The organism is Pseudomonas sp. LB3P93 (assembly GCF_054898025.1).
Window position 1 is genome coordinate 6,092,306 of record NZ_CM142713.1, and the last position, 20,379, is coordinate 6,112,684.

Annotated in this window: 25 protein-coding genes; 18 read left to right on the plus strand and 7 right to left on the minus strand. The window is 60.4% G+C overall.

Features of this window, described 5'->3' with window-relative positions; translation table 11 throughout:
* Window positions 1–10: 10 nt before the first annotated feature.
* The 4 genes from ACYZT8_RS27890 to pilG form a co-directional block, all read right to left on the minus strand.
* Complete coding sequence (locus ACYZT8_RS27890) at window positions 11–2,068, minus strand: methyl-accepting chemotaxis protein (protein ID WP_461977508.1); 2,058 nt, start codon at window positions 2,066–2,068, stop codon at window positions 11–13.
* A 147-nt stretch (window positions 2,069–2,215) separates the two neighbouring features.
* Complete coding sequence (locus ACYZT8_RS27895; protein ID WP_461956124.1) at window positions 2,216–2,755, minus strand: chemotaxis protein CheW; 540 nt, start codon at window positions 2,753–2,755, stop codon at window positions 2,216–2,218.
* Window positions 2,756–2,765: 10 nt separating this feature from the next.
* Complete coding sequence (gene pilH / locus ACYZT8_RS27900) at window positions 2,766–3,131, minus strand: twitching motility response regulator PilH (RefSeq protein WP_461956125.1); 366 nt, start codon at window positions 3,129–3,131, stop codon at window positions 2,766–2,768.
* A gap of 57 nt (window positions 3,132–3,188) precedes the next feature.
* Window positions 3,189–3,593: a twitching motility response regulator PilG gene (pilG, locus tag ACYZT8_RS27905; RefSeq protein ID WP_027926573.1), complete on the minus strand. Its 405-nt coding sequence runs from the start codon at window positions 3,591–3,593 to the stop codon at window positions 3,189–3,191.
* A 234-nt stretch (window positions 3,594–3,827) separates the two neighbouring features.
* On the opposite strand from pilG, the gene gshB reads away from it, so the two are divergent.
* From gshB to ACYZT8_RS27940, 7 genes are all read left to right on the plus strand, one after another.
* Complete coding sequence (gene gshB, locus ACYZT8_RS27910; protein WP_131060578.1) at window positions 3,828–4,781, plus strand: glutathione synthase; 954 nt, start codon at window positions 3,828–3,830, stop codon at window positions 4,779–4,781.
* 77 nt (window positions 4,782–4,858) lie between these two features.
* Complete coding sequence (locus tag ACYZT8_RS27915) at window positions 4,859–5,758, plus strand: energy transducer TonB (protein WP_461977511.1); 900 nt, start codon at window positions 4,859–4,861, stop codon at window positions 5,756–5,758.
* Window positions 5,759–5,950: 192 nt separating this feature from the next.
* Window positions 5,951–6,523, plus strand: a complete 573-nt coding sequence (locus tag ACYZT8_RS27920) for a YqgE/AlgH family protein (protein WP_461977513.1) — start codon at window positions 5,951–5,953, stop codon at window positions 6,521–6,523.
* Window positions 6,523–6,960, plus strand: a complete 438-nt coding sequence (gene ruvX / locus ACYZT8_RS27925; protein WP_003195067.1) for a Holliday junction resolvase RuvX — start codon at window positions 6,523–6,525, stop codon at window positions 6,958–6,960. The genes ACYZT8_RS27920 and ruvX overlap by 1 nt, the downstream gene beginning before the upstream one ends.
* 79 nt (window positions 6,961–7,039) lie before the next feature.
* Window positions 7,040–7,543 (plus strand): bifunctional pyr operon transcriptional regulator/uracil phosphoribosyltransferase PyrR, encoded by a 504-nt coding sequence (gene pyrR, locus ACYZT8_RS27930; protein ID WP_461977515.1) that lies wholly within the window; start codon window positions 7,040–7,042, stop codon window positions 7,541–7,543.
* A gap of 27 nt (window positions 7,544–7,570) precedes the next feature.
* Window positions 7,571–8,575 carry an aspartate carbamoyltransferase catalytic subunit gene (locus ACYZT8_RS27935; RefSeq protein ID WP_007897943.1) on the plus strand — a complete coding sequence of 335 codons (1,005 nt, stop codon included), beginning with the start codon at window positions 7,571–7,573 and terminating at the stop codon, window positions 8,573–8,575.
* The gene (locus ACYZT8_RS27940; protein WP_461977517.1) at window positions 8,572–9,843 is read left to right on the plus strand and encodes a dihydroorotase; all 1,272 of its coding nucleotides are present in this window, start codon (window positions 8,572–8,574) and stop codon (window positions 9,841–9,843) included. Before ACYZT8_RS27935 ends, ACYZT8_RS27940 begins: the two co-directional genes overlap by 4 nt.
* Before the next feature lie 35 nt (window positions 9,844–9,878).
* Here ACYZT8_RS27940 and ACYZT8_RS27945 read toward each other — a convergent pair whose 3' ends face one another.
* On the minus strand, window positions 9,879–10,310 hold the full coding sequence (locus ACYZT8_RS27945; RefSeq protein WP_461977519.1) for an NINE protein: 432 nt from the start codon (window positions 10,308–10,310) through the stop codon (window positions 9,879–9,881).
* A 249-nt stretch (window positions 10,311–10,559) separates the two neighbouring features.
* On the opposite strand from ACYZT8_RS27945, the gene ACYZT8_RS27950 reads away from it, so the two are divergent.
* Entirely contained in the window at window positions 10,560–11,177 is a 618-nt protein-coding gene (locus ACYZT8_RS27950; protein ID WP_461977521.1) for a C40 family peptidase, read from the plus strand.
* Between the two features lie 139 nt (window positions 11,178–11,316).
* Here the strand turns inward: ACYZT8_RS27950 and ACYZT8_RS27955 are convergent, their stop codons facing one another.
* A complete protein-coding gene (locus ACYZT8_RS27955) occupies window positions 11,317–12,351 on the minus strand; it encodes a type IV pilus twitching motility protein PilT (protein WP_461977523.1) in 1,035 nt (344 codons plus the stop codon).
* A 56-nt stretch (window positions 12,352–12,407) separates the two neighbouring features.
* Here ACYZT8_RS27955 and ACYZT8_RS27960 point away from each other — a divergent pair, with 56 nt between their 5' ends.
* The 10 genes from ACYZT8_RS27960 to ACYZT8_RS28005 all read left to right on the plus strand — a co-directional run bounded on the left by ACYZT8_RS27960 (window position 12,408) and on the right by ACYZT8_RS28005 (window position 19,413).
* The gene (locus ACYZT8_RS27960; RefSeq protein ID WP_461977525.1) at window positions 12,408–13,094 is read left to right on the plus strand and encodes a YggS family pyridoxal phosphate-dependent enzyme; all 687 of its coding nucleotides are present in this window, start codon (window positions 12,408–12,410) and stop codon (window positions 13,092–13,094) included.
* 35 nt (window positions 13,095–13,129) lie between these two features.
* Window positions 13,130–13,948: a pyrroline-5-carboxylate reductase gene (proC, locus tag ACYZT8_RS27965; protein ID WP_461977527.1), complete on the plus strand. Its 819-nt coding sequence runs from the start codon at window positions 13,130–13,132 to the stop codon at window positions 13,946–13,948.
* Between the two features lie 24 nt (window positions 13,949–13,972).
* A complete protein-coding gene (locus ACYZT8_RS27970; protein WP_461956134.1) occupies window positions 13,973–14,560 on the plus strand; it encodes a YggT family protein in 588 nt (195 codons plus the stop codon).
* Window positions 14,560–14,850 carry a DUF167 domain-containing protein gene (locus ACYZT8_RS27975; protein ID WP_007945502.1) on the plus strand — a complete coding sequence of 97 codons (291 nt, stop codon included), beginning with the start codon at window positions 14,560–14,562 and terminating at the stop codon, window positions 14,848–14,850. Before ACYZT8_RS27970 ends, ACYZT8_RS27975 begins: the two co-directional genes overlap by 1 nt.
* 193 nt (window positions 14,851–15,043) lie before the next feature.
* On the plus strand, window positions 15,044–16,183 hold the full coding sequence (gene metX / locus ACYZT8_RS27980; RefSeq protein WP_461977529.1) for a homoserine O-succinyltransferase MetX: 1,140 nt from the start codon (window positions 15,044–15,046) through the stop codon (window positions 16,181–16,183).
* A gap of 7 nt (window positions 16,184–16,190) precedes the next feature.
* Complete coding sequence (gene metW, locus ACYZT8_RS27985; protein WP_461956136.1) at window positions 16,191–16,811, plus strand: methionine biosynthesis protein MetW; 621 nt, start codon at window positions 16,191–16,193, stop codon at window positions 16,809–16,811.
* 26 nt (window positions 16,812–16,837) lie between these two features.
* A complete protein-coding gene (locus ACYZT8_RS27990; RefSeq protein WP_461956137.1) occupies window positions 16,838–17,272 on the plus strand; it encodes a DUF4426 domain-containing protein in 435 nt (144 codons plus the stop codon).
* On the plus strand, window positions 17,269–17,865 hold the full coding sequence (rdgB, locus tag ACYZT8_RS27995; protein WP_461977531.1) for an RdgB/HAM1 family non-canonical purine NTP pyrophosphatase: 597 nt from the start codon (window positions 17,269–17,271) through the stop codon (window positions 17,863–17,865). Before ACYZT8_RS27990 ends, rdgB begins: the two co-directional genes overlap by 4 nt.
* Window positions 17,862–19,067, plus strand: coding sequence for a radical SAM family heme chaperone HemW (gene hemW / locus ACYZT8_RS28000; RefSeq protein ID WP_461977533.1), 1,206 nt, complete (start codon window positions 17,862–17,864; stop codon window positions 19,065–19,067). The genes rdgB and hemW overlap by 4 nt, the downstream gene beginning before the upstream one ends.
* 22 nt (window positions 19,068–19,089) lie before the next feature.
* Complete coding sequence (locus ACYZT8_RS28005; RefSeq protein WP_131061120.1) at window positions 19,090–19,413, plus strand: DUF3392 domain-containing protein; 324 nt, start codon at window positions 19,090–19,092, stop codon at window positions 19,411–19,413.
* Between the two features lie 143 nt (window positions 19,414–19,556).
* On the opposite strand, the gene ACYZT8_RS28010 is transcribed toward ACYZT8_RS28005, so the two are convergent.
* Entirely contained in the window at window positions 19,557–20,348 is a 792-nt protein-coding gene (locus ACYZT8_RS28010; protein ID WP_461977535.1) for a hypothetical protein, read from the minus strand.
* Between the last annotated feature and the right edge of the window lie 31 nt (window positions 20,349–20,379).

Genomic DNA, 20,379 nt, shown 5'->3' on the forward strand with positions numbered 1-20,379 from the left:
TGCGGGCGATTCACACTTTATCCGCAGCTTGCGCCTTGGCCGCCGGCAAGGTGAAACCGGACACCGAACGCCGCAGCTGGCTGGCCATCTTCGCCAGGTTACCGATGCTTTCAGCGGTGGCGGTGGAGCCCGACGAAGTCTGCGTGGTGATCTGCTGAATCACGTTCATCGTCAGGGAAATCTGACCGGCCGAAGACGTCTGCTGCTGCGCTGCGTTGGAAATGCTCTGGATCAGCGCTGCAAGGGTCTTCGATACCCCTTCGATTTCTTCCAGGGCCACTCCGGCATCCTGCGCCAGACGCGCGCCGCGCACCACTTCGGTGGTGGTTTGCTCCATGGAAATCACGGCTTCGTTGGTGTCGGTCTGAATCGCCCGCACCAGGGTTTCGATCTGCCGGGTGGCGGCGGACGAACGCTCGGCCAGCCGCTGTACCTCGTCGGCCACCACCGCAAAACCGCGCCCGGCGTCGCCGGCCATCGAGGCCTGAATCGCCGCGTTGAGGGCGAGGATGTTGGTCTGGTCGGCAATATCGTCGATCAGGCTGACAATGTCGCCGATTTCCTGAGAAGACTCGCCCAGACGCTTGATGCGCTTGGCGGTGTCCTGAATCTGCTCGCGAATGTTGTCCATGCCGTGAATGGTGTTGTGCACCACCTCGTTGCCCTTGTTGGCGATTTCCACCGAACGTTCGGCCACCGCCGAGGACTCGGCAGCGTTGGCCGAGACCTGGTCGATGGACTGCGCCATGTCGTTGATCGCGGTCGAGGCTTCGCTGATCTGTTGCGCCTGATGTTCCGAAGCCTGGGCCAGGTGCATGGCGGTGGCCTGGGTTTCCTGCACGGCGGCGGCGACCTGGCCGGCGGTGAGGTTGATTGTTGCCACCAGGTCGCGCAGTTGATCGACGGAATAGTTGATCGAGTCGGCGATGGTCCCGGTGAAGTCTTCGGTCACCGAGGCGGTCACGGTGAGGTCGCCATCAGCGAGGTCTTCGATCTCGTCGAGCAGGCGCATGATCGCGTTCTGGTTGCGCTCGTTCTTCTCGGCGGTTTCACGCAGCTGGCGATTGGTTTCGCGCACCATCACCAGGCCGATGAGGATGATCGACATCAGGGCCAGCAGGCCCAATACATAGCCGCCGATGGTGTCGGTGTCGCGCCCGCCGGCCAGGTTTTCGAAACCGGTGGCCAAGTGCGAGGCTTCGTCGAGCAGGGTTTGCGACAAGGTGAAAATGTTGGTCGCCGATTCGCGAACCTTGAACAGCTCCGGCGAGGTTTCGAGGATTTCATCCACAGAGCCGGAGACGAATTCGAACAGTTCGGAAATCTCGGTCAACCGGATGCGAGCATCGCGGTCTTCGACCTGGCTGACCCGCAGCGACGCATTGCCCTGGAGCATGCCATTGAGCACCTGACCGAATCGCGCAGCGTCACGACCAAAAGCGTCGGCGGCTTGCTGCGAGTTTTCGTCACCGGACAGCACAGTATTCACCGCGCCCAGGATGCGTTCGGCCAACAGCGACTGACGCTGGGCCATGGCGACCTGACCGGCCGGAGCACCGCGTTGCAGGAGAATTTCGACGACTTTTTCGTATTCGACCTGCAACTGCGGCACGGTTTCGGCCAGCGTCGCGGCGACCTGATGCAGCGACAGTACGGTCTGCTCGCTGGAGAGGATTGCGTCGGTGTTTTTCAGCAGGCGCTCCCAGTCGAGCTGCACGGCGCGCATTTCCGGGCGCACGGTGGACGGCGCCGGTGGCAGGCCGGTGACCGGGTCGCCTTTCTTCAGGTAACCCCAGCGTTGGGCGAAGTCGTTGCGTGCATCGCTCAGCAGCTTGAACGCGGCAGCCTTGCCGGCAGCGGCTTCGGTGGCGTTTTTGGCGATGCGTTGGGACAGCACGCGCAACTCGCCGGCGTGGCCGATGTACTGTTTGTCGTACGTGGCTTGAGTGTTGAGGTAAGCGAAGTTGGCGAACAGCAGCATGATGAAGATGATCAGCGCGATGAACAGCACGATGATCTGCGAGCGGCTGCGCGATCCTTCTGGCTTGCCTGTCTTTGTTTTTATCATCGGTCCTCGCCTGTACTGCCCAATTCAACGACGCCCTTGTAGGAGCGAGGCTTGCCCGCGAAGCAGGCGCTGCGGTCTTACAGGAACACCGCGTTTTCGTTCTTCGCGGGCAAGCCTCGCTCCTACAGGATTGCGGCGTCGCCTTGATTACAACGCTACATGCATGAAGCTCTGCGACTGCGCCAGCGTAAACGGACTGAATATTTGCCAGGTCTGTTCACGCTGAAACCGGCCTTTGACGAACGCTGAAATCGGCCCGTGCAGATCAGCCATCACCACCGGCTCCAGAGTGTCCTGGGCAAAGTGCTGCAAGCCGAAGACTTCGTCGACCATCAACCCGGCAAACACTTCGCCGTGTTCCACCACCAACACCCGCCGCTGTTTGCGCAGGGTCGACTGTTCATGACCGAAGAAGCCGCACAAATCCATGATCGGCAGCAATCGCCCGCGCAGGTTGGCCACACCCTTGACCCAGGGTTTGACGCCCGGCAATTGGGTGAAACGCGGTTCGTGCAAGACCTCGCTGACTTCGCCCATGGGCGCGACGTACCAGTGTTCACCCAGGCGAAAACCGATGCCGCTCCAGCGGTCCTGCCGGGTCGGCTGGGACGGCAAATCCGCCGCCAGCAGACGACAGCGCTGGTCGATCTGCAGCAGCAGTTCGAAAGCCGTCAGCGACTCGGTCATGGCCGGACGATCAACCGGCCAGCACGTTGTTCAGGGTTCTGATCAGGGTCTCTTCGTCGACCGGTTTGGTCAGGTAATCCTTGGCGCCCTGGCGCGTGCCCCAGACCTTGTCGGTTTCCTGATCCTTGGTGGTGATGATGATCACCGGAATGTGCCCGGTGTCCGGGTCTTTGGTCAGCTGGCGGGTCGCCTGGAAACCGTTGAGGCCGGGCATGACGATGTCCATCAGCACGGCGTCTGGTTTTTCCTGGCGGGCCAGGGCCACGCCGTCGGCGCCGTTTTCGGCTTTCAACACTTCATGACCGTGCTTTTCCAGCATGCCGGTCAGTTTGTACATTTCGGTCGGCGAATCATCGACGATCAGAATACGTGCCATGGTCTTCCCCATTCTTGTCGACGCCGGGCCCGCTGGCCGAGCGTCACTGTGCGTGTCCTACTGCGGCAAAACGGCGGCGAAGCCCGGTACATGGGCCTGGATCGCGTTCAGCAGTTCTTCCTTGCTGAAAGGCTTGGTCAAAAACTGGTCGGAGCCGACGATGCGCCCCTTGGCCTTGTCGAACAGCCCGTCCTTGGACGACAGCATAATCACTGGCGTGGACTTGAACGCACTGTTGTTCTTGATCAGCGCGCAGGTCTGATAGCCATCCAGGCGCGGCATCATGATGTCGACAAAGATGATGCCGGGGTGATTGTCGGCAATCTTGGCCAGGGCATCGAAACCATCGATGGCCGTGATGACTTCACAACCCACGTTCTTCAACAGCGTTTCGGCGGTGCGACGAATCGTCTTCGAATCGTCGATCACCATGACCTTCAAGGCGCTGGAATGCTGGTCCATAAATGCTCTGCCGTCGCCTTTGCGAATCAAATTGTCCATTTCCGATAACCGGAGGCTCGAAACCCTTGATGTTTAAGGGCCAGAACGATATGGCAGCCTTTTTAGCACAGTCTCTAAAACCAATCTATCGGGCGACGGGTGCGGTGGTTTTTCCTTGACCGGGAACACACTGAGCGCCACTCTGACGCCACTTTTTGATAGCTGTTAAGCCACCCCAAATTCGAGGAAAAACCCATGAGCGTTCGCGTCGGGATTGTCATGGATCCTATTGCCAGCATTTCCTATAAAAAGGATAGCTCGCTGGCCATGCTGCTGGCCGCACAGAAGCGCGGCTGGGAACTGTTCTATATGGAACAGCGCGATTTGTATCAGGGCGAAGGCGAGGCCCGGGCGCGGATGCGTCCGTTGAAAGTCTTCGCCAACCCGGAAAAATGGTTTGAACTGGAAGCCGAGACCGACGCGCTGCTGAGCGATCTGGACGTTATCCTGATGCGCAAGGATCCGCCGTTCGACATGGAGTTCGTCTACTCCACTTACCTGCTGGAACAAGCCGAGCGCGCTGGCGTGCTGGTGGTCAACAAGCCGCAAAGCCTGCGTGACTGCAACGAAAAGTTGTTCGCCACGCTGTTCCCGCAGTGCACGCCGCCGACCGTGGTCAGCCGCCGCGCCGACGTGTTGCGCGAATTCGCCGCCAAGCATGGCGACGTGATCCTCAAACCACTGGACGGTATGGGCGGCACCTCGATCTTCCGTCATCGCGCCGGCGATCCGAACCTGTCGGTGATTCTGGAAACCCTGACCGCGCTGGGCACCCAGCAGATCATGGGCCAGGCTTACCTGCCGGCGATCAAGGACGGCGACAAACGCATCCTGATGATCGATGGCGAACCGGTGGATTATTGCCTGGCGCGGATTCCTGCCGCTGGCGAAACCCGTGGCAACCTCGCCGCCGGTGGCCGTGGCGAAGCCCGTCCGCTGAGCGACAAGGATCGCTGGATCGCCGCCCAGGTCGGCCCGACCCTGCGTGAGAAAGGCCTGTTGTTCGTTGGCCTGGACGTGATTGGCGAGCACCTGACCGAAATCAACGTCACCAGCCCGACCTGCATTCGCGAGATTGATAACGCATTTGGCACCGACATTGGTGGCCTGCTGATGGATGCCATCGATCAGAAGCTCAAGGCTCGTTGATATAGAACAGCCAAGGTGCGACCAACATTGCGTTATCATGCGCGGCCTGTGAAAAACGCGATGTTGGTTTCCTTGTCATGACACTTCCGTCCGATCTGCCCGCTGAACTCGCCCACCGTGGCGTGCGCCCGGCCGATCGCCTCGGATTTACCCTGTTTCTCGCGGCGTTGATTCACCTGGCCTTGCTGCTGGGCGTCGGTTTTACGATGGTCGAGCCCCAGCAGATCAGCAAAACCCTGGAAATCACCCTCGCCACCTTCAAAAGCGAAAAGAAGCCTGCGAAAGCTGATTTCCTCGCCCAGGAAAATCAGGAAGGCAGCGGCACCCTGGATAAAAAGGCAATTCCCAAGACCACCGAGGTCGCGCCCTTCCAGGACAACATGGTACAAAAAGTCACGCCACCGCCGGCTGCCAAGCCGCAAGTGCCTGAAGCAGCACCCAAGGCTGCCGTGACCACCGTTGCGCCGAAGCCGAAAAAGGCCCCGGCCAAGAACGAAGAGGTCAAGCCACTCACCAAACCTGCCGTGGCGGCGCCGACGTTCGACACTGAACAGCTGTCCAGCGACATCGCCAGCCTGGAAGCGGAACTGGCCAACGAACAACAGCTGTACGCCAAGCGCCCGCGCATCCACCGCCTGAGCGCTGCTTCGACCATGAAAGACAAGGGCGCCTGGTATAAGGACGAGTGGCGCAAGAAGGTCGAGCGCATCGGTAACCTGAATTACCCCGACGAAGCGCGGCGCAAGCAGATCTACGGCAATTTGCGCCTGATGGTCTCGATCAACCGCGACGGCTCGCTTTATGAAGTGCTGGTGCTGGAGTCCTCCGGGCAACCGCTGCTGGACCAAGCGGCGCAGCGGATTGTGCGGCTGGCGGCACCGTTTTCGCCGTTTACCGGGGATTTGTCGGACATTGACCGGCTGGAAATCATCCGCACTTGGAAATTCGCTCGTGGGGATCGTCTCTCCAGCAACTGACCACCTCCAATTCCCCTGTGGGAGCGAGCCTGCTCGCGATAGCGGCATCACATTCAACATCAAAGCGCCTGAAAGACCGCAATCGCTAGCAGGCTAGCTCCCACAGTTAATCTGTGTTGTTGCTGGGATTTGGGGCATTTCCTGCTCATCCCCAGCTTGTCAGTTCGCCCCTCCAACGCCACACTAGCGCTCATGAAGAACGTCAGCCCCAGCTACCTCAAGCATCACTTCCTGATCGCCATGCCTCACATGGCCGACCCGAACTTTGCGCACACCTTGACCTACATCGTCGAGCACACGGCCAATGGTGCCATGGGGCTGGTGGTCAACCGGCCGCAGGACCTGAATCTGGCCGACATCCTCGAGCAATTGCGCCCCGACATCGAACCGCCCGTGCTCTGCCAGCATGTGCCGATCTTTATCGGCGGCCCGGTCCAGACTGATCGCGGATTTGTCCTGCACCCCTCGGGCAAGACGTTTCAGGCGACCGTTGATCTGGAAGGCAACCTTTCCTTGTCCACCTCCCAGGATGTGCTGTTCGCCATCGCTGACGGCGTTGGCCCGGCGAAAAGCGTGATTGCCCTCGGTTATGCCGGGTGGGAAGCCGGGCAGCTTGAAGCCGAACTGGCGCAGAACGCCTGGCTGACCTGCCCGTTCGAAGCCGACATCCTGTTCAACACCAGCAGCGAGCTGCGCCTGGACGCGGCAGCCAAGCACCTCGGGGTCAATCTCAGCCTGCTCACCAGCCAGGCGGGCCACGCCTGATGGCCCTGCGACTGATTCTGGGTTTCGACTACGGCACCAAACAGATCGGCGTTGCGGTCGGCCAGGTGATTACCGGCCAGGCCCGCGAGCTGTGTACCTTGAAAGCGCAAAACGGTGTTCCCGACTGGAACCAGGTCGAAGCCCTCATTAAAGAGTGGAAGCCTGACGCTGTGGTCGTCGGCCTGCCACTCAACATGGACGGCACACCGAGCGACATGTGCCTGCGCGCGGAGAAATTCGCCCGCCGCCTCAATGGCCGCTACAACCTGCCCTTCTATACCCACGATGAACGCCTGACCACCTTCGAAGCCAAGGGTGAACGGCGTGATCGTGGCGGACAAAAGGGCAGCTACCGCGACAACCCGGTCGATGCCATCGCCGCCGCCCTGTTGCTGCAAGGCTGGCTCGACGAAAACACCGCACTGTTCGAATCCTGAAGAGCCGTCACGGCGTCTCTCTTAGCTACAACCCGAGCCAAACCCGCACACACCGGCTCGGGCCCAAGAAGGAGCAACCATGAGCCTGCCCAATCCCGCCGAACTGATCAGCCAGATGGCGATCCGTCTCAAGGCACATCTGGAACACCGTGGCATCAGCGAACCGCGCTACATCGGCATTCGTACCGGCGGTGTCTGGGTCGCCCAGGCGTTGCTCGAAGAACTGGGCAGCGATTCGCCGCTTGGCACCCTGGACGTGTCCTTCTACCGCGACGACTTCAGCCAGAACGGCCTGCACCCGCAAGTGCGCCCGTCCGCCCTGCCGTTCGAAATCGAAGGCCAACACCTGGTGCTGATCGACGACGTGCTGATGAGCGGTCGGACCATCCGCGCCGCGATGAATGAACTGTTCGACTACGGCCGCCCGGCCAGCGTAACGCTGGTGTGCCTGCTGGACCTGGACGCTGGCGAGCTGCCGATCCGCCCGAACGTGGTCGGCGCGACGCTGGCGCTGGCGGCCCACGAGCGGGTGAAGCTGTCCGGCCCGGAACTCAAGCTCGAACTGCAAGACCTCGCCCTTTAATTCGCCCTATTGAGAGTCCCCCTCGCGATGACGCCTCTAGAAACCAAGCGCCCGCTGCAGCTCAATGATCAGGGCCAGCTGCGACACTTCCTCTCGCTCGACGGTTTGCGCCGCGAGTTGTTGACGGAAATCCTCGACACCGCCGACTCGTTCCTCGAAGTCGGCGCCCGGGCGGTGAAGAAAGTCCCGCTGCTGCGCGGCAAGACCGTGTGCAACGTGTTCTTCGAGAACTCCACCCGCACCCGCACCACTTTCGAACTGGCGGCCCAGCGTCTGTCGGCGGACGTGATCACACTTAACGTGTCCACGTCGTCGGCGAGCAAAGGCGAAACCCTGCTCGACACCCTGCGCAACCTGGAAGCCATGGCTGCCGACATGTTCGTCGTGCGCCACGGTGATTCCGGCGCGGCGCACTTCATTGCCGAGCATGTCTGCCCGCAAGTGGCGATCATCAACGGCGGCGACGGCCGTCACGCGCACCCGACCCAGGGCATGCTCGACATGCTGACGATTCGTCGGCACAAGGGCGGCTTCGAAAATCTCTCGGTGGCCATCGTCGGTGACATTCTGCATTCGCGGGTGGCGCGCTCGAACATGCTGGCGCTGAAAACCCTCGGTTGCCCGGACATCCGCGTGATCGCACCGAAAACCCTGCTGCCAATCGGCATCGAGCAGTACGGCGTGAAGGTTTACACCGACATGACCGAAGGCCTGAAAGACGTCGACGTGGTGATCATGCTGCGCCTGCAACGCGAGCGCATGACCGGTGGCCTGCTGCCGAGCGAAGGCGAGTTCTACCGCCTGTTCGGCCTGACCACCGCGCGCCTGGCCGGGGCCAAACCGGATTGCATCGTCATGCACCCGGGGCCGATCAACCGTGGGGTGGAGATTGAGTCGGCGGTGGCCGACGGTCCGCACTCGGTGATCCTCAATCAGGTCACCTACGGCATCGCGATTCGTATGGCCGTGTTGTCCATGGCCATGAGCGGGCAGACAGCCCAGCGCCAATTCGAGCAGGAGAACGCCCAGTGAAGCTCAGCATTCTCGGCGCCCGTGTCATCGATCCAGCCACTGGCCTGGATAAAGTCACCGACATTCATATTGAAGCCTGCAAGGTCGTCGCCCTTGGCGTCGCGCCCGCCGGTTTTGTACCCGTCGACACCCTAGACGCCAAAGGCCTGGTGGCCGCCCCTGGCCTGGTTGACCTGAACGTCGCCCTGCGTGAGCCGGGTTACAGCCGCAAAGGCTCGATCGTCAGTGAAACCCGCGCCGCCGCGGCCGGTGGCGTGACCAGCCTGTGCTGCCCGCCGAAAACCAAACCGGTGCTGGACACTTCGGCCGTGGCCGAACTGATCCTCGACCGTGCCCGCGAAGCCGGCAACACCAAAGTCTTCCCGATCGGCGCCCTGAGCAAAGGTCTGGAAGGCGAACAACTCGCCGAACTGGTCGCCTTGCGCGATGCCGGTTGCGTGGCCTTCGGCAACGGCCTGGACAGTTTCCGCAACACCCGCACGCTGTGCCGGGCGCTGGAATACGCAGCGACCTTCGACCTGACGGTGATTTTCAACTCTCAGGACCACGACCTCGCCGAAGGTGGCTTGGCCCACGAAGGTCCGACCGCGAGCTTCCTCGGCTTGCCGGGCATTCCGGAAACCGCTGAAACCGTGGCCCTGGCCCGGGACCTGCTGCTGGTCGAGCAAAGCGGCGTGCGTGCGCACTTCAGCCAGCTCACCAGCGCTCGTGGCGTGGCCCTGATCGCTCAGGCCCAGGCCCGTGGCTTGCGGGTGACCGCCGATGTGGCGCTGTATCAACTGATCCTGACTGACGAAGCGCTGATCGACTTCAGCAGCCTCTATCACGTCCAGCCGCCGCTGCGCACCCGCGCCGACCGCGATGGCCTGCGTGCAGCGGTGAAGTCAGGCGTGGTTTCGGCGATTTCCAGCCATCACCAGCCCCACGAACGGGACGCCAAACTGGCGCCGTTTGGCGCGACCGAGCCGGGTATCAGCAGTGTTGAACTGTTGCTGCCATTGGCGATGACGCTGGTGGAGGATGGGTTGCTGGATCTGCCGACGTTGTTGGCACGACTCAGCACCGGACCTGCCGAGGCGTTGCGTTTGCCAGCGGGTAAGTTGGCAGTCGGTGGGCCGGCGGACATCGTGCTGTTTGATCCGGCGGCTTCGACCGTGGCCGGTGAAACCTGGTTGTCCAAGGGTGAGAACTGCCCGTTTATTGGGCATAGTTTGCCAAGCGTGGTGCGCTACACCCTGGTGGATGGGCGCATCACCCACCAGGCATAACACTGTGGCGAGGGAGCTTGCTCCCTCGCCACAACTTACTGGAAGGTGCCTCTGTTCTGCGCGTTACGCACTGACACTTGGTCATTCAGCGTCCAGAAGTCATACAAAACCCCCAGAAAGAACAACCCGCCCGTCACCAGGTACAGCAATCCGCTGATCCACTTCCCCTGATACATCCGGTGTACACCGAATACCCCGAGAAACGTCAGCAGAATCCACGCAACGTTGTACTCAATGGGCCCGGCGGTGAAACGCAGGTCCGCTTCACGGTCCATGGCCGGGATCAGAAACACGTCAATCAGCCAGCCGATACCCAACAATCCGAGCGTGAAAAACCAGATCGTCCCGGTCACCGGCTTGCCGTAATAGAAGCGGTGAGCCCCGGTAAAACCAAAAATCCACAGCAGATAGCCGATCATTTTGCTGTGCGTGTCTTGCTGCGGGCCGGCCTGATGATAGGTGTTCATGAAGGACCTCGATTCACACGATAGATAAATATTCTTGAATTCTTTGTGACTTTTTTACAGGTTGCCGACGTATGGCACATGTTAACGTCGGTTCCGTCAAAGCCTTATACCACCTGACTTCTGTCAGACAATTGCGTCCATTTGCCGCTTATTTGGTTCCGTTGCCTCCAAGTTGAATCGACCAACGGCCTCGGAACGTCAAAAAAAGCTGTTATAAAGTTGCGCGCTAACCCATATGAGCCTTGCCTAATGCGTCCATTTTTCAAGACATGGCTAACCATTTGCCTTTTGATGCCACTGGCCGCCCACGCCACCAATCGTGAGCAACGTCTTCCAAACGTTAATGGTTACACCCAAAAATCCCATGTTTCTGCTCCTTCGAGCAAAAACAAGAAATCCGAAAAACGTGCTCCACAGCTGGTCAGCAAAAGCAGCCTTGTTCCGCCAATGGCGACCAAGGAAAGCAGCAACGTGCTGAGTCGCGCGGTCAATGTCCTCGGTACACCTTACCGTTGGGGCGGCAGCAGCCCAAGTAAAGGGTTCGATTGCAGCGGCCTGGTGAAATATGCGTTCAACGACGCCACGTTTGACCTGCCACGCACGTCCAATGCCATGGCCAGCGGTCATGGCGAGAAAGTCGATCGCAACGATTTGAAGCCGGGCGACCTGATTTTCTTCAACATCAAGAGCCGTCGGGTCAATCACGTTGCCATCTACCTGGGCAACGACCGCTTCATCCACGCACCGCGTCGTGGCAAGTCGGTGACCATCGACACCTTGAAGAAACCGTACTGGGAAAGCCACTACGTGGTTGCCAAGCGGGTTCTGCCTAAAGAGAAGAACACCCTCCAGGTTGTTCAGCGCTGATCTGCTGACGCCCTCCTGAAGGCGCGCTTTTGTGGCGAGGGAGCTTGCTCCCGCTGGAGCGCGTAGCGCTCCCCGTTTTTCAGGTCTGCTTCGCAGCCCAGCGGGAGCAAGCTCCCTCGCCACAGGTCCGCATTCCAACTCAGAAGTTATCCGGTGACCGCGCCTTCTCCCGCGCATGCTCCCGGCTGATCAAGCCCTTGGTCACCAATTCCTTCAAGCACATATCCAGCGTCTGCATCCCCAGGTTGCCCCCGGTCTGAATCGACGAGTACATCTGCGCCACCTTGTCTTCGCGGATCAGGTTTCGGATCGCCGAGGTGCCGAGCATGATTTCGTGTGCCGCAATGCGCCCGCCACCGATCTTCTTGATCAGGGTCTGCGACACCACTGCCAGCAACGACTCGGACAGCATCGAACGCACCATCGACTTCTCGTCCCCCGGAAACACGTCCACTACCCGGTCGATGGTCTTCGCCGCTGACGTGGTGTGCAGCGTGCCGAACACCAGGTGGCCGGTTTCGGCGGCGGTCAGCGCCAGGCGAATGGTCTCCAGATCACGCATCTCCCCTACCAGAATCACGTCCGGGTCTTCCCGCAGGGCCGAGCGCAGGGCCGTGGCGAAACTGCGGGTATCGCGATGGACTTCACGTTGATTGATCAGGCATTTGCGCGATTCGTGGACGAACTCGATCGGGTCTTCGATGGTGAGGATGTGATGATGGCGATGGTTATTGAGGTAATCGATCATCGCCGCCAGGGTGGTGGACTTGCCGGAACCGGTCGGGCCCGTCACCAGCACCAGCCCTCGCGGGGCCTCGGTAATCTTGCGAAACACCTCGCCCATGCCGAGGTCGTCCATGCTCAGGACCTTCGACGGAATGGTCCGGAACACTGCGCCCGCACCGCGATTCTGGTTGAAGGCGTTGACCCGGAAACGTGCCACACCGGGTACTTCGAAGGAAAAATCAGTTTCCAGGTGTTTCTCGAAGTCCACCCGCTGGGTGTCGTTCATGATGTCGTAGATCAGTTCATGCACCTGTTTGTGGTCCAGGGCCGGCAGGTTGATGCGCCGCACATCGCCATCAACGCGAATCATCGGTGGCAGGCCGGCAGACAGGTGCAGGTCGGACGCGCCCTGTTTAGCGCTGAAGGCCAGCAGCTCAGTGATATCCATAGCGCTCCTCAATTCCAGTAGAATGCCGCCAACCTTCAAACCGCCGGCGCCTCTTGATGTCCACGATAGCAGACAACATTCTCCAGGTTAGTTCGCGTATCCAGGCAGCGACCCAGGCTGCTCACCGCGACGAGCACAGTGTTCAACTGCTCGCCGTGAGCAAGACCAAGCCCGCCGAGGCCCTGCGCGAAGCCTATGCCGCCGGCCTGCGTGACTTTGGCGAGAATTACCTGCAGGAGGCCCTGAGCAAACAGCTCGAATTGGCCGACCTGCCCTTGATCTGGCACTTCATCGGCCCCATTCAATCGAACAAGACTCGCGCTATCGCCGAGCACTTCGACTGGGTGCATTCCGTGGACCGCTTGAAAATCGCACAACGCCTGTCCGAACAACGTCCTGCCGATCTGCCTCCCCTGAACATCTGCATCCAGGTCAACGTCAGCGGTGAAGCCAGCAAATCCGGCTGCACCCCGGCCGACTTGCCAGCCCTGGCGAAAGCCATCGGCGAACTGCCGCGCATCAAGCTGCGCGGGCTGATGGCGATCCCTGAGCCGACTGAAGATCGCGCCGCCCAGGACGCTGCTTTCGCTGCCGTGCAAAGCCTGCAAGCCAGCCTGAACCTGCCGCTCGACACACTTTCCATGGGCATGAGCCACGACCTCGAGTCGGCCATCGCCATGGGCGCCACCTGGGTCCGCATCGGTACGGCCCTGTTTGGCGCCCGCGACTACAGTCAGCCCTGAACCATGGCTGACGCACCTCTCTATAAGGACCTGACATGAGCAAGACTCGTATTGCCTTTATCGGTGCCGGAAACATGGCCGCCAGCCTGATCGGCGGCCTGCGCGCCAAAGGTCTGGACGCCGCGCAAATCCGCGCCAGCGACCCGGGCGCCGAAACCCGCGCCAAAGTGCAGGCCGAACACGGCATTGAAGTTTTCGCCGACAACGCCGATGCCATTCAAGACGCAGACGTGGTCGTGCTGGCGGTCAAACCCCAGGCGATGAAAGCCGTGTGCGAAGCGATTCGCCCAAGCCTGAAGCCGAATCAACTGGTGGTCTCGATTGCGGCCGGCATCACCTGCGCCAGCATGAACAACTGGCTCGGCGCCCAGCCGATCGTGCGCTGCATGCCCAACACCCCGGCGCTGCTGCGCCAGGGCGTCAGCGGCTTGTTCGCAACGACCGAAGTCAACGCTGAACAACGCCAGCAAGCAGAAGAACTGTTGTCGGCCGTCGGCATTGCCCTGTGGCTGAACGAAGAGCAGCAACTGGACGCGGTCACCGCCGTTTCCGGTTCGGGCCCTGCGTACTTCTTCCTGCTGATCGAAGCCATGACCGCCGCTGGCGTGAAGCTCGGTCTGCCAGCGGACATCGCCGCACAATTGACGGTGCAAACCGCGTTGGGCGCCGCACACATGGCGGCTGCCAGCGATGTCGACGCCGCAGAATTGCGTCGTCGCGTGACTTCGCCTGCGGGCACCACGGAAGCTGCAATCAAATCGTTCCAGGCCGGCGGCTTCGAAGCGCTGGTCGAAAAAGCACTCGGCGCCGCTGCGCACCGCTCGGCCGAGATGGCTGAGCAACTTGGCCGCTAATCAGCTCTTACAAAGGAATCAATGATGCTTGGACTCAATGACGCTGCCATTTTCATAATCAAAACCCTGGGCAGCCTGTACCTGCTGATCGTGCTCATGCGCTTTATCCTGCAACTGGTTCGGGCGAACTTCTACAACCCGCTCTGCCAGTTCATCGTTAAAGCCACTCAACCGCTGCTCAAACCGCTGCGCCGGGTGATCCCGAGCATGTTCGGGCTGGACATGTCGTCACTGGTATTGGCGCTGATCATTCAGATGCTGCTGATTGCGGTGATCCTGCTGCTCAAAGGCTTCATGGTTGACTGGCTGTTCCTGGTGCCGTGGGCGCTGATCGCGCTCTTCTCGCTGTTTTTGAATATTATTTTCTGGGCGATGATCATCAGCGTGATTCTGTCCTGGGTCGCCCCGGGCAGCCACAATCCGGGTGCAGAGCTGGTCGCGCAGATTACTGAACCGGTACTCGCCCCGTTCCGTCGGATCATTCCGAACCTGGGCGGCCTCGACATCTCGCCGATCTTCGCGTTTATCGTGATCCAGTTGCTGCAAAGCTGGCTGATCCCGCGCCTCGCGCACTTTGCCCTCATGCCGCAGGGGCTGCTCGGCCTGATCTGATGAGCTATTTTCGCTGGGACGGTGATGACCTGATTCTGGAGTGTCACCTGCAACCGGCGGCCCGCAGCGATGATTTCTGCGGGCTGCACGGTGATCGACTGAAGATCCGCCTGACGGCGCCGCCGGTTGAAGGCAAGGCCAATGCGTATCTGATGGCGTTCCTGGCGAAGGCGTTTGGGGTTTCCAAGAGTCAGGTGAGTTTGATCAGTGGCGAGCTGAATCGGCAGAAACGGGTGCGGATATGTTCGCCGAAGAAGTTGCCGGAGTTGCCTGGGTTGACCCTTCCTTGATCGTTCCCACGCTCTACGTGGGAATGCAGCCCGGGACGCTCCGCGTCCCTGCTGAAGCGGACGCGGAGCGTCCATTGAGGCATTCCCACGCAGACGGTTCGACGCCTCGACGTGGGAACGATCATGGGTAGTCGCTTGCTGCTAGGGGCAGCGGTCTTTAGACTTACGCCTCATTTCAACGAGAGCAGGGTCGATGCCAACTGCCTTTCCCGCCGATTCTGTTGGTCTGGTGACGCCGCAAGTGGCGCACTTCAGTGAACCCCTGGCCCTGGCCTGCGGCCGTTCGCTCCCAGCTTATGACCTGATTTACGAAACCTACGGCACGCTGAACGCCACGGCGAGCAACGCCGTGCTGATCTGCCACGCCCTGTCGGGTCACCATCACGCTGCCGGCTTTCACAGCCCCGACGACCGCAAACCCGGCTGGTGGGACAGCTGCATCGGCCCCGGCAAGCCGATCGACACCAACAAATTCTTCGTGGTCAGCCTGAACAACCTCGGCGGCTGCAACGGATCCACCGGCCCAAGCAGCGTCAACCCGGAGACCGGCAAGCCCTTCGGCGCCGACTTCCCGGTATTGACCGTGGAAGACTGGGTGCACAGCCAGGCGCGCCTGGCAGACCTGCTCGGCATCAGCCAATGGGCCGCCGTGATCGGTGGCAGTCTCGGCGGCATGCAGGCGATGCAATGGAGCATCACCTACCCCGAGCGCATTCGTCACTGCCTGGCCATCGCCTCGGCCCCCAAGCTGTCGGCGCAGAACATCGCCTTCAACGAAGTGGCGCGCCAGGCGATCCTCACCGACCCCGAGTTCCACGGCGGTTCGTTCCAGGAGGCGGGCGTGATCCCCAAGCGCGGCTTGATGCTGGCGCGGATGGTCGGGCACATCACTTACCTGTCCGATGACTCGATGGGCGAAAAATTCGGCCGTGGCCTCAAGAGCGAAAAGCTCAACTACGACTTCCACAGCGTTGAGTTCCAGGTCGAAAGCTACCTGCGTTATCAGGGCGAAGAGTTCTCCGGGCGTTTCGACGCCAACACGTACCTGCTGATGACCAAGGCCCTGGACTACTTCGACCCGGCGGCCAACTTCGACGATGACCTGGCGAAAACCTTTGCCAATGCCCAGGCCAAGTTCTGCGTGATGTCTTTCACCACCGACTGGCGCTTCTCCCCTGCCCGTTCGCGGGAACTGGTGGACGCACTGATGGCGGCCAGGAAGGACGTCTGCTACCTGGAGATCGATGCTCCGCAAGGCCACGACGCCTTCCTGATTCCGATCCCGCGCTACTTGCAGGCGTTCAGCAATTACATGAACCGAATTACGTTGTGAGAAAGCCATGAGAGCTGATCTGGAAATCATCCAGGAATGGATCCCCGCCGGCAGCCGCGTGCTCGACCTCGGGTGCGGCGACGGTGAGTTGCTGACCTGGCTGCGCGATCACAAGCAAGTGACCGGCTACGGCCTGGAAAACGACCCGGACAACATCGCCGAATGCGTGGCCAAAGGCATCAACGTCATCGAGCAGGACCTGGACAAGGGCCTGGGCAACTTTGCCAGCAACAGCTTCGACGTCGTGGTCATGACCCAGGCGCTGCAAGCCGTGCATTACCCGGACAAGATCCTCGACGAAATGCTGCGGGTAGGCCGCCAGTGCATCATCACCTTCCCAAACTTCGGTCATTGGCGCTGCCGCTGGTACCTGGCGAGCAAGGGCCGGATGCCGGTGTCCGACTTTCTCCCGTACACCTGGTACAACACACCGAACATCCACTTCTGCACCTTCGAAGACTTCGAAGCGTTGTGCCGCGAACGCGAAGCGAAGGTCATTGATCGCCTTGCCGTGGATCAACAGCATCGGCACGGGTGGGCCAGTAAGCTATGGCCTAATCTATTAGGTGAAATCGGTATTTACCGCGTCAGCAGCCCAGGGTTGCAGGATCACAAAATCGCGGTCTGAACCACGACATTCCAAGGAGAACGATCATGGGTCGTCTAGCGCTGTTTGTACTCACTGCCTGCCTGAGCGTCACTGCGATGGCCGCCGACGTCATCAAAGGTGATCGTCAGGAAAAGTTTGGCGATGTGACGGTGCACTACAACACCTTCAACTCCACGTTCCTGACACCCGACATCGCCAAAGCCGCGGAGCTCACCCGTAGCAAGAACCAAGGCGTGATCAACGTTTCGGTGATCAAGGAAGGCAAACCGCTGATGGCTCAAGTCAGTGGTACGGTCAAAGACCTGACCAGCCAAAGCGTGCCGCTGAAGTTCAAACAGATCACCGAACAAGGCGCGATCTACTACATCGCCCAGTTCCCGGTCGATCAGCAGGAAATCCGCACCTTCGAGATCAAGGTGCAGAACGGCGATAAAACCAACACCATCAATTTCAACCAAGAGCTTTTCCCCGGCGAATGATGAACTTCACGCAACTCGTACTGGCCAGCCACAACGCCGGCAAACTCAAGGAACTCCAGGCCATGCTCGGCGAATCGGTGCAATTGCGCTCGATCGGCGAGTTCAGCAGCGTCGAGCCTGAAGAAACCGGCCTGTCGTTCGTCGAGAACGCCATCCTCAAGGCCCGCAACGCCGCGCGCATCTCCGGTCTGCCGGCGCTGGCCGACGATTCCGGGCTGGCGGTGGATTTCCTTGGTGGTGCACCGGGGATCTACTCGGCCCGTTACGCGGATGGCAAGGGTGATGCGGCGAACAACGCCAAGCTGCTCGACGCGTTGAAAGACGTGCCGGAAGCCGAGCGCGGCGCGCAGTTCGTTTGTGTGCTGGCGTTGGTGCGTCATGCCGACGATCCATTGCCGATCCTCTGCGAAGGCCTGTGGCACGGACGAATCCTGCACGCCGCCAGCGGTGAACACGGGTTTGGCTACGACCCGCTGTTCTGGGTGCCGTCGCGCGATTGCTCCAGCGCCGAGCTGAGCCCGAGCGAGAAGAACCTCATCAGTCATCGCGCCCGTGCAATGGATCTGCTGCGCCAGCGTCTAGGCTTGATATGACCCTTGAATCATCCGCGTCACCGCTGATCTTCGGCGGTGCCGCACCAGCGCCCCGGGCCGCGCTCCCCGTGCTACCGCCCCTGGCGTTGTACATCCACATCCCGTGGTGTGTGCGCAAATGCCCTTATTGCGACTTCAACTCACACACCGCCAGCCCGGTGCTGCCGGAAGAAGAGTATGTCGACGCGTTGCTGGCTGATCTCGATCAGGACCTGCACGCGGTCTACGGTCGCGAACTGAGTTCGATCTTCTTCGGAGGCGGCACGCCGAGCCTGTTCAGCGCCGAGGCCTTGGGCCGTTTGCTTAAAGGCGTCGAGCAGCGCATTCCATTTGCCAGCGACATCGAAATCACCCTGGAAGCCAATCCCGGGACGTTCGAGCAGGAGAAATTCCTCGCCTATCGTGCTCTGGGCATCAATCGCCTGTCGATCGGCATTCAGAGTTTTCAGGAAGAGAAACTCAAGGCGCTGGGACGAATTCACAACGGTGACGAAGCCGTACGTGCCGCGGGCATGGCCCGTCAGGCCGGGTTCGATAACTTCAACCTGGACTTGATGCACGGTTTGCCGGATCAGTCGCTGGACGATGCGTTGAGCGACCTGCGCCAGGCCATCGCCCTGAAGCCGACGCATCTGTCCTGGTATCAGCTGACGCTGGAGCCGAACACGGTGTTCTGGAACCAGCCGCCTGTGCTTCCGGAAGACGACACGCTGTGGGACATTCAGGAAGCCGGGCAGGCGCTGCTCGCCGAACACGGTTACGCGCAATACGAAGTCTCGGCCTATGCACAACCTGGTCGTCCAGCTCGGCACAACCTCAACTACTGGAGTTTCGGCGACTTCATCGGCATCGGTGCCGGCGCCCACGGCAAGCTCAGCCATCCGGACGGGCGCATCGTGCGCACCTGGAAGACTCGTTTGCCGAAGGATTACCTGAACCCGGCGAAAAGCTTCAAGGCGGGCGAGAAAGCGCTGACCAACGAAGAGCTGCCGTTCGATTTCCTGATGAATGCCTTGCGCCTGACCGAGGGCGTTGAATCGCGGCTGTATCCTGAACGCACCGGACTGAGCCTGGAAAGCCTCGCCGAAGGCCGCCGGGAAGCCGAACAAAGCGGCCTGTTGCAGGTCGAACCGTCACGTCTGGCGGCGACCGATCGCGGACAGCTGTTTCTCAATGACTTGCTGCAAACATTTCTGAGCTGATTTCAGCCTTAGGGGAAAACGAATGGATTTGATACTCGACCTGCTCGCCACCGTCTCCCGCTGGAGCCGCAGCAACCTGTCGGAAATCTCTCTGGCGCTGGTGGGCTGTCTGCTGGTGCTGTTCGGCGCCGACATCAAAGGCTGGGTCGACCAACGCCTGGGCAGCATCGCCGGCGCCTTGCGCGTGCCATTGCTCGCTCTGGTGTGCATGATCGGCAGCGGTGTGGCACTGATCTACGCCACACCGTGGATCATCAAAGGCCTGAGCCAGTTCAACAACTACAGCCTGGCGCCGGTGTTGTTGGTGGTGCTGGTATTGATTGGCGTTGTAGCAGACCGCCGCTAAATCTCGAAAACACCCCAAAACAAATGTGGGAGTGAGACCGGCTTGCCGGCGATAGCGGTGTGACAGTCAACAAAGATGTTGAATGTAATGACGGTATCGCCGGCAAGCCGGTCTCACTCCCACATTGGGTATTGCGGATGCCTTTAATGCTTGTCGGCGACCTTGACTGCATTGCGCATCATGGCGCTTAGCCCGTGAAAATCATTGCAGCCCAGCGCTTCAGCCTCATCCAGGTAGGCAATATTCTGACCGTCAGGCCGGTCATTCTTGTCTACACGCGTCAGCGCCAGAATGTAGTTGGCCTCGGCCCGATATTGATCTTCGGTCAGGACCAGCGCGACAGCGCGAGCCTGCATGGCCGCCAGCACACCCTGCTGCGGTGAGGGTGCCGCTTCGTCCACGAAACACAGGGAATGCTTGGCCGGTAACGGATAGGCGTCACCATGGGCGTCGGGCTTTTGCAGCAACTGCTCCAGCGACTGCAAGTACTTCAGGTGATCCGCGTTGTGCAGATCAAACCTTTCGTATGCCTTGTCGCACAAGTGGTAATAGCCAACCGCAGCTGCCAGCAAGCCTTGGCCCATGGCTTTTTGGTAAAGGCCACACGTCGCTATGCGCGTGCGCTCAGAGAACATCGGATTGTCCTGCAGGTTAGCCAGAAAGTACGTTGCGAGCGTGTGTCCGCCATCCGACGCTCGCTTCAGATTGTCTGCGAGCGCTCCAAAATCACCTTCTGCATTGCGCAGCTGCTCTGGACTGTACTTGAAATCAGGCTCTCCGGCGGCCTCCTGCCTTAACCGCTCACCGGCGTCACGCTTGATTTTGTCGGCCACTCGCTGGGCGCGTGCAAAGTATTCATCGGGCGTTACAACGCGTTCGCAAGCTGCAGAAAACAGCAGACTAAAAAATAGCGTGCAGACGAAAATGACTTTCAAAACCTGTCTTCCTTTACAAGTGGGGACGTAG

Excerpts from the sequence above, each read along its gene's own strand:
- ACYZT8_RS27890 (WP_461977508.1), bottom strand. The coding sequence starts at position 2,068 with ATGATAAAAACAAAGACAGGCAAGCCAGAAGGATCGCGCAGCCGCTCG.
- ACYZT8_RS27895 (WP_461956124.1), bottom strand. The coding sequence starts at position 2,755 with ATGACCGAGTCGCTGACGGCTTTCGAACTGCTGCTGCAGATCGACCAG.
- pilH (WP_461956125.1), bottom strand. The coding sequence starts at position 3,131 with ATGGCACGTATTCTGATCGTCGATGATTCGCCGACCGAAATGTACAAA.
- pilG (WP_027926573.1), bottom strand. The coding sequence starts at position 3,593 with ATGGACCAGCATTCCAGCGCCTTGAAGGTCATGGTGATCGACGATTCG.
- gshB (WP_131060578.1), top strand. The coding sequence starts at position 3,828 with ATGAGCGTTCGCGTCGGGATTGTCATGGATCCTATTGCCAGCATTTCC.
- ACYZT8_RS27915 (WP_461977511.1), top strand. The coding sequence starts at position 4,859 with ATGACACTTCCGTCCGATCTGCCCGCTGAACTCGCCCACCGTGGCGTG.
- ACYZT8_RS27920 (WP_461977513.1), top strand. The coding sequence starts at position 5,951 with ATGAAGAACGTCAGCCCCAGCTACCTCAAGCATCACTTCCTGATCGCC.
- ruvX (WP_003195067.1), top strand. The coding sequence starts at position 6,523 with ATGGCCCTGCGACTGATTCTGGGTTTCGACTACGGCACCAAACAGATC.
- pyrR (WP_461977515.1), top strand. The coding sequence starts at position 7,040 with ATGAGCCTGCCCAATCCCGCCGAACTGATCAGCCAGATGGCGATCCGT.
- ACYZT8_RS27935 (WP_007897943.1), top strand. The coding sequence starts at position 7,571 with ATGACGCCTCTAGAAACCAAGCGCCCGCTGCAGCTCAATGATCAGGGC.
- ACYZT8_RS27945 (WP_461977519.1), bottom strand. The coding sequence starts at position 10,310 with ATGAACACCTATCATCAGGCCGGCCCGCAGCAAGACACGCACAGCAAA.
- ACYZT8_RS27950 (WP_461977521.1), top strand. The coding sequence starts at position 10,560 with ATGCGTCCATTTTTCAAGACATGGCTAACCATTTGCCTTTTGATGCCA.
- ACYZT8_RS27955 (WP_461977523.1), bottom strand. The coding sequence starts at position 12,351 with ATGGATATCACTGAGCTGCTGGCCTTCAGCGCTAAACAGGGCGCGTCC.
- ACYZT8_RS27960 (WP_461977525.1), top strand. The coding sequence starts at position 12,408 with ATGTCCACGATAGCAGACAACATTCTCCAGGTTAGTTCGCGTATCCAG.
- proC (WP_461977527.1), top strand. The coding sequence starts at position 13,130 with ATGAGCAAGACTCGTATTGCCTTTATCGGTGCCGGAAACATGGCCGCC.
- ACYZT8_RS27970 (WP_461956134.1), top strand. The coding sequence starts at position 13,973 with ATGCTTGGACTCAATGACGCTGCCATTTTCATAATCAAAACCCTGGGC.
- ACYZT8_RS27975 (WP_007945502.1), top strand. The coding sequence starts at position 14,560 with ATGAGCTATTTTCGCTGGGACGGTGATGACCTGATTCTGGAGTGTCAC.
- metX (WP_461977529.1), top strand. The coding sequence starts at position 15,044 with ATGCCAACTGCCTTTCCCGCCGATTCTGTTGGTCTGGTGACGCCGCAA.
- metW (WP_461956136.1), top strand. The coding sequence starts at position 16,191 with ATGAGAGCTGATCTGGAAATCATCCAGGAATGGATCCCCGCCGGCAGC.
- ACYZT8_RS27990 (WP_461956137.1), top strand. The coding sequence starts at position 16,838 with ATGGGTCGTCTAGCGCTGTTTGTACTCACTGCCTGCCTGAGCGTCACT.
- rdgB (WP_461977531.1), top strand. The coding sequence starts at position 17,269 with ATGATGAACTTCACGCAACTCGTACTGGCCAGCCACAACGCCGGCAAA.
- hemW (WP_461977533.1), top strand. The coding sequence starts at position 17,862 with ATGACCCTTGAATCATCCGCGTCACCGCTGATCTTCGGCGGTGCCGCA.
- ACYZT8_RS28005 (WP_131061120.1), top strand. The coding sequence starts at position 19,090 with ATGGATTTGATACTCGACCTGCTCGCCACCGTCTCCCGCTGGAGCCGC.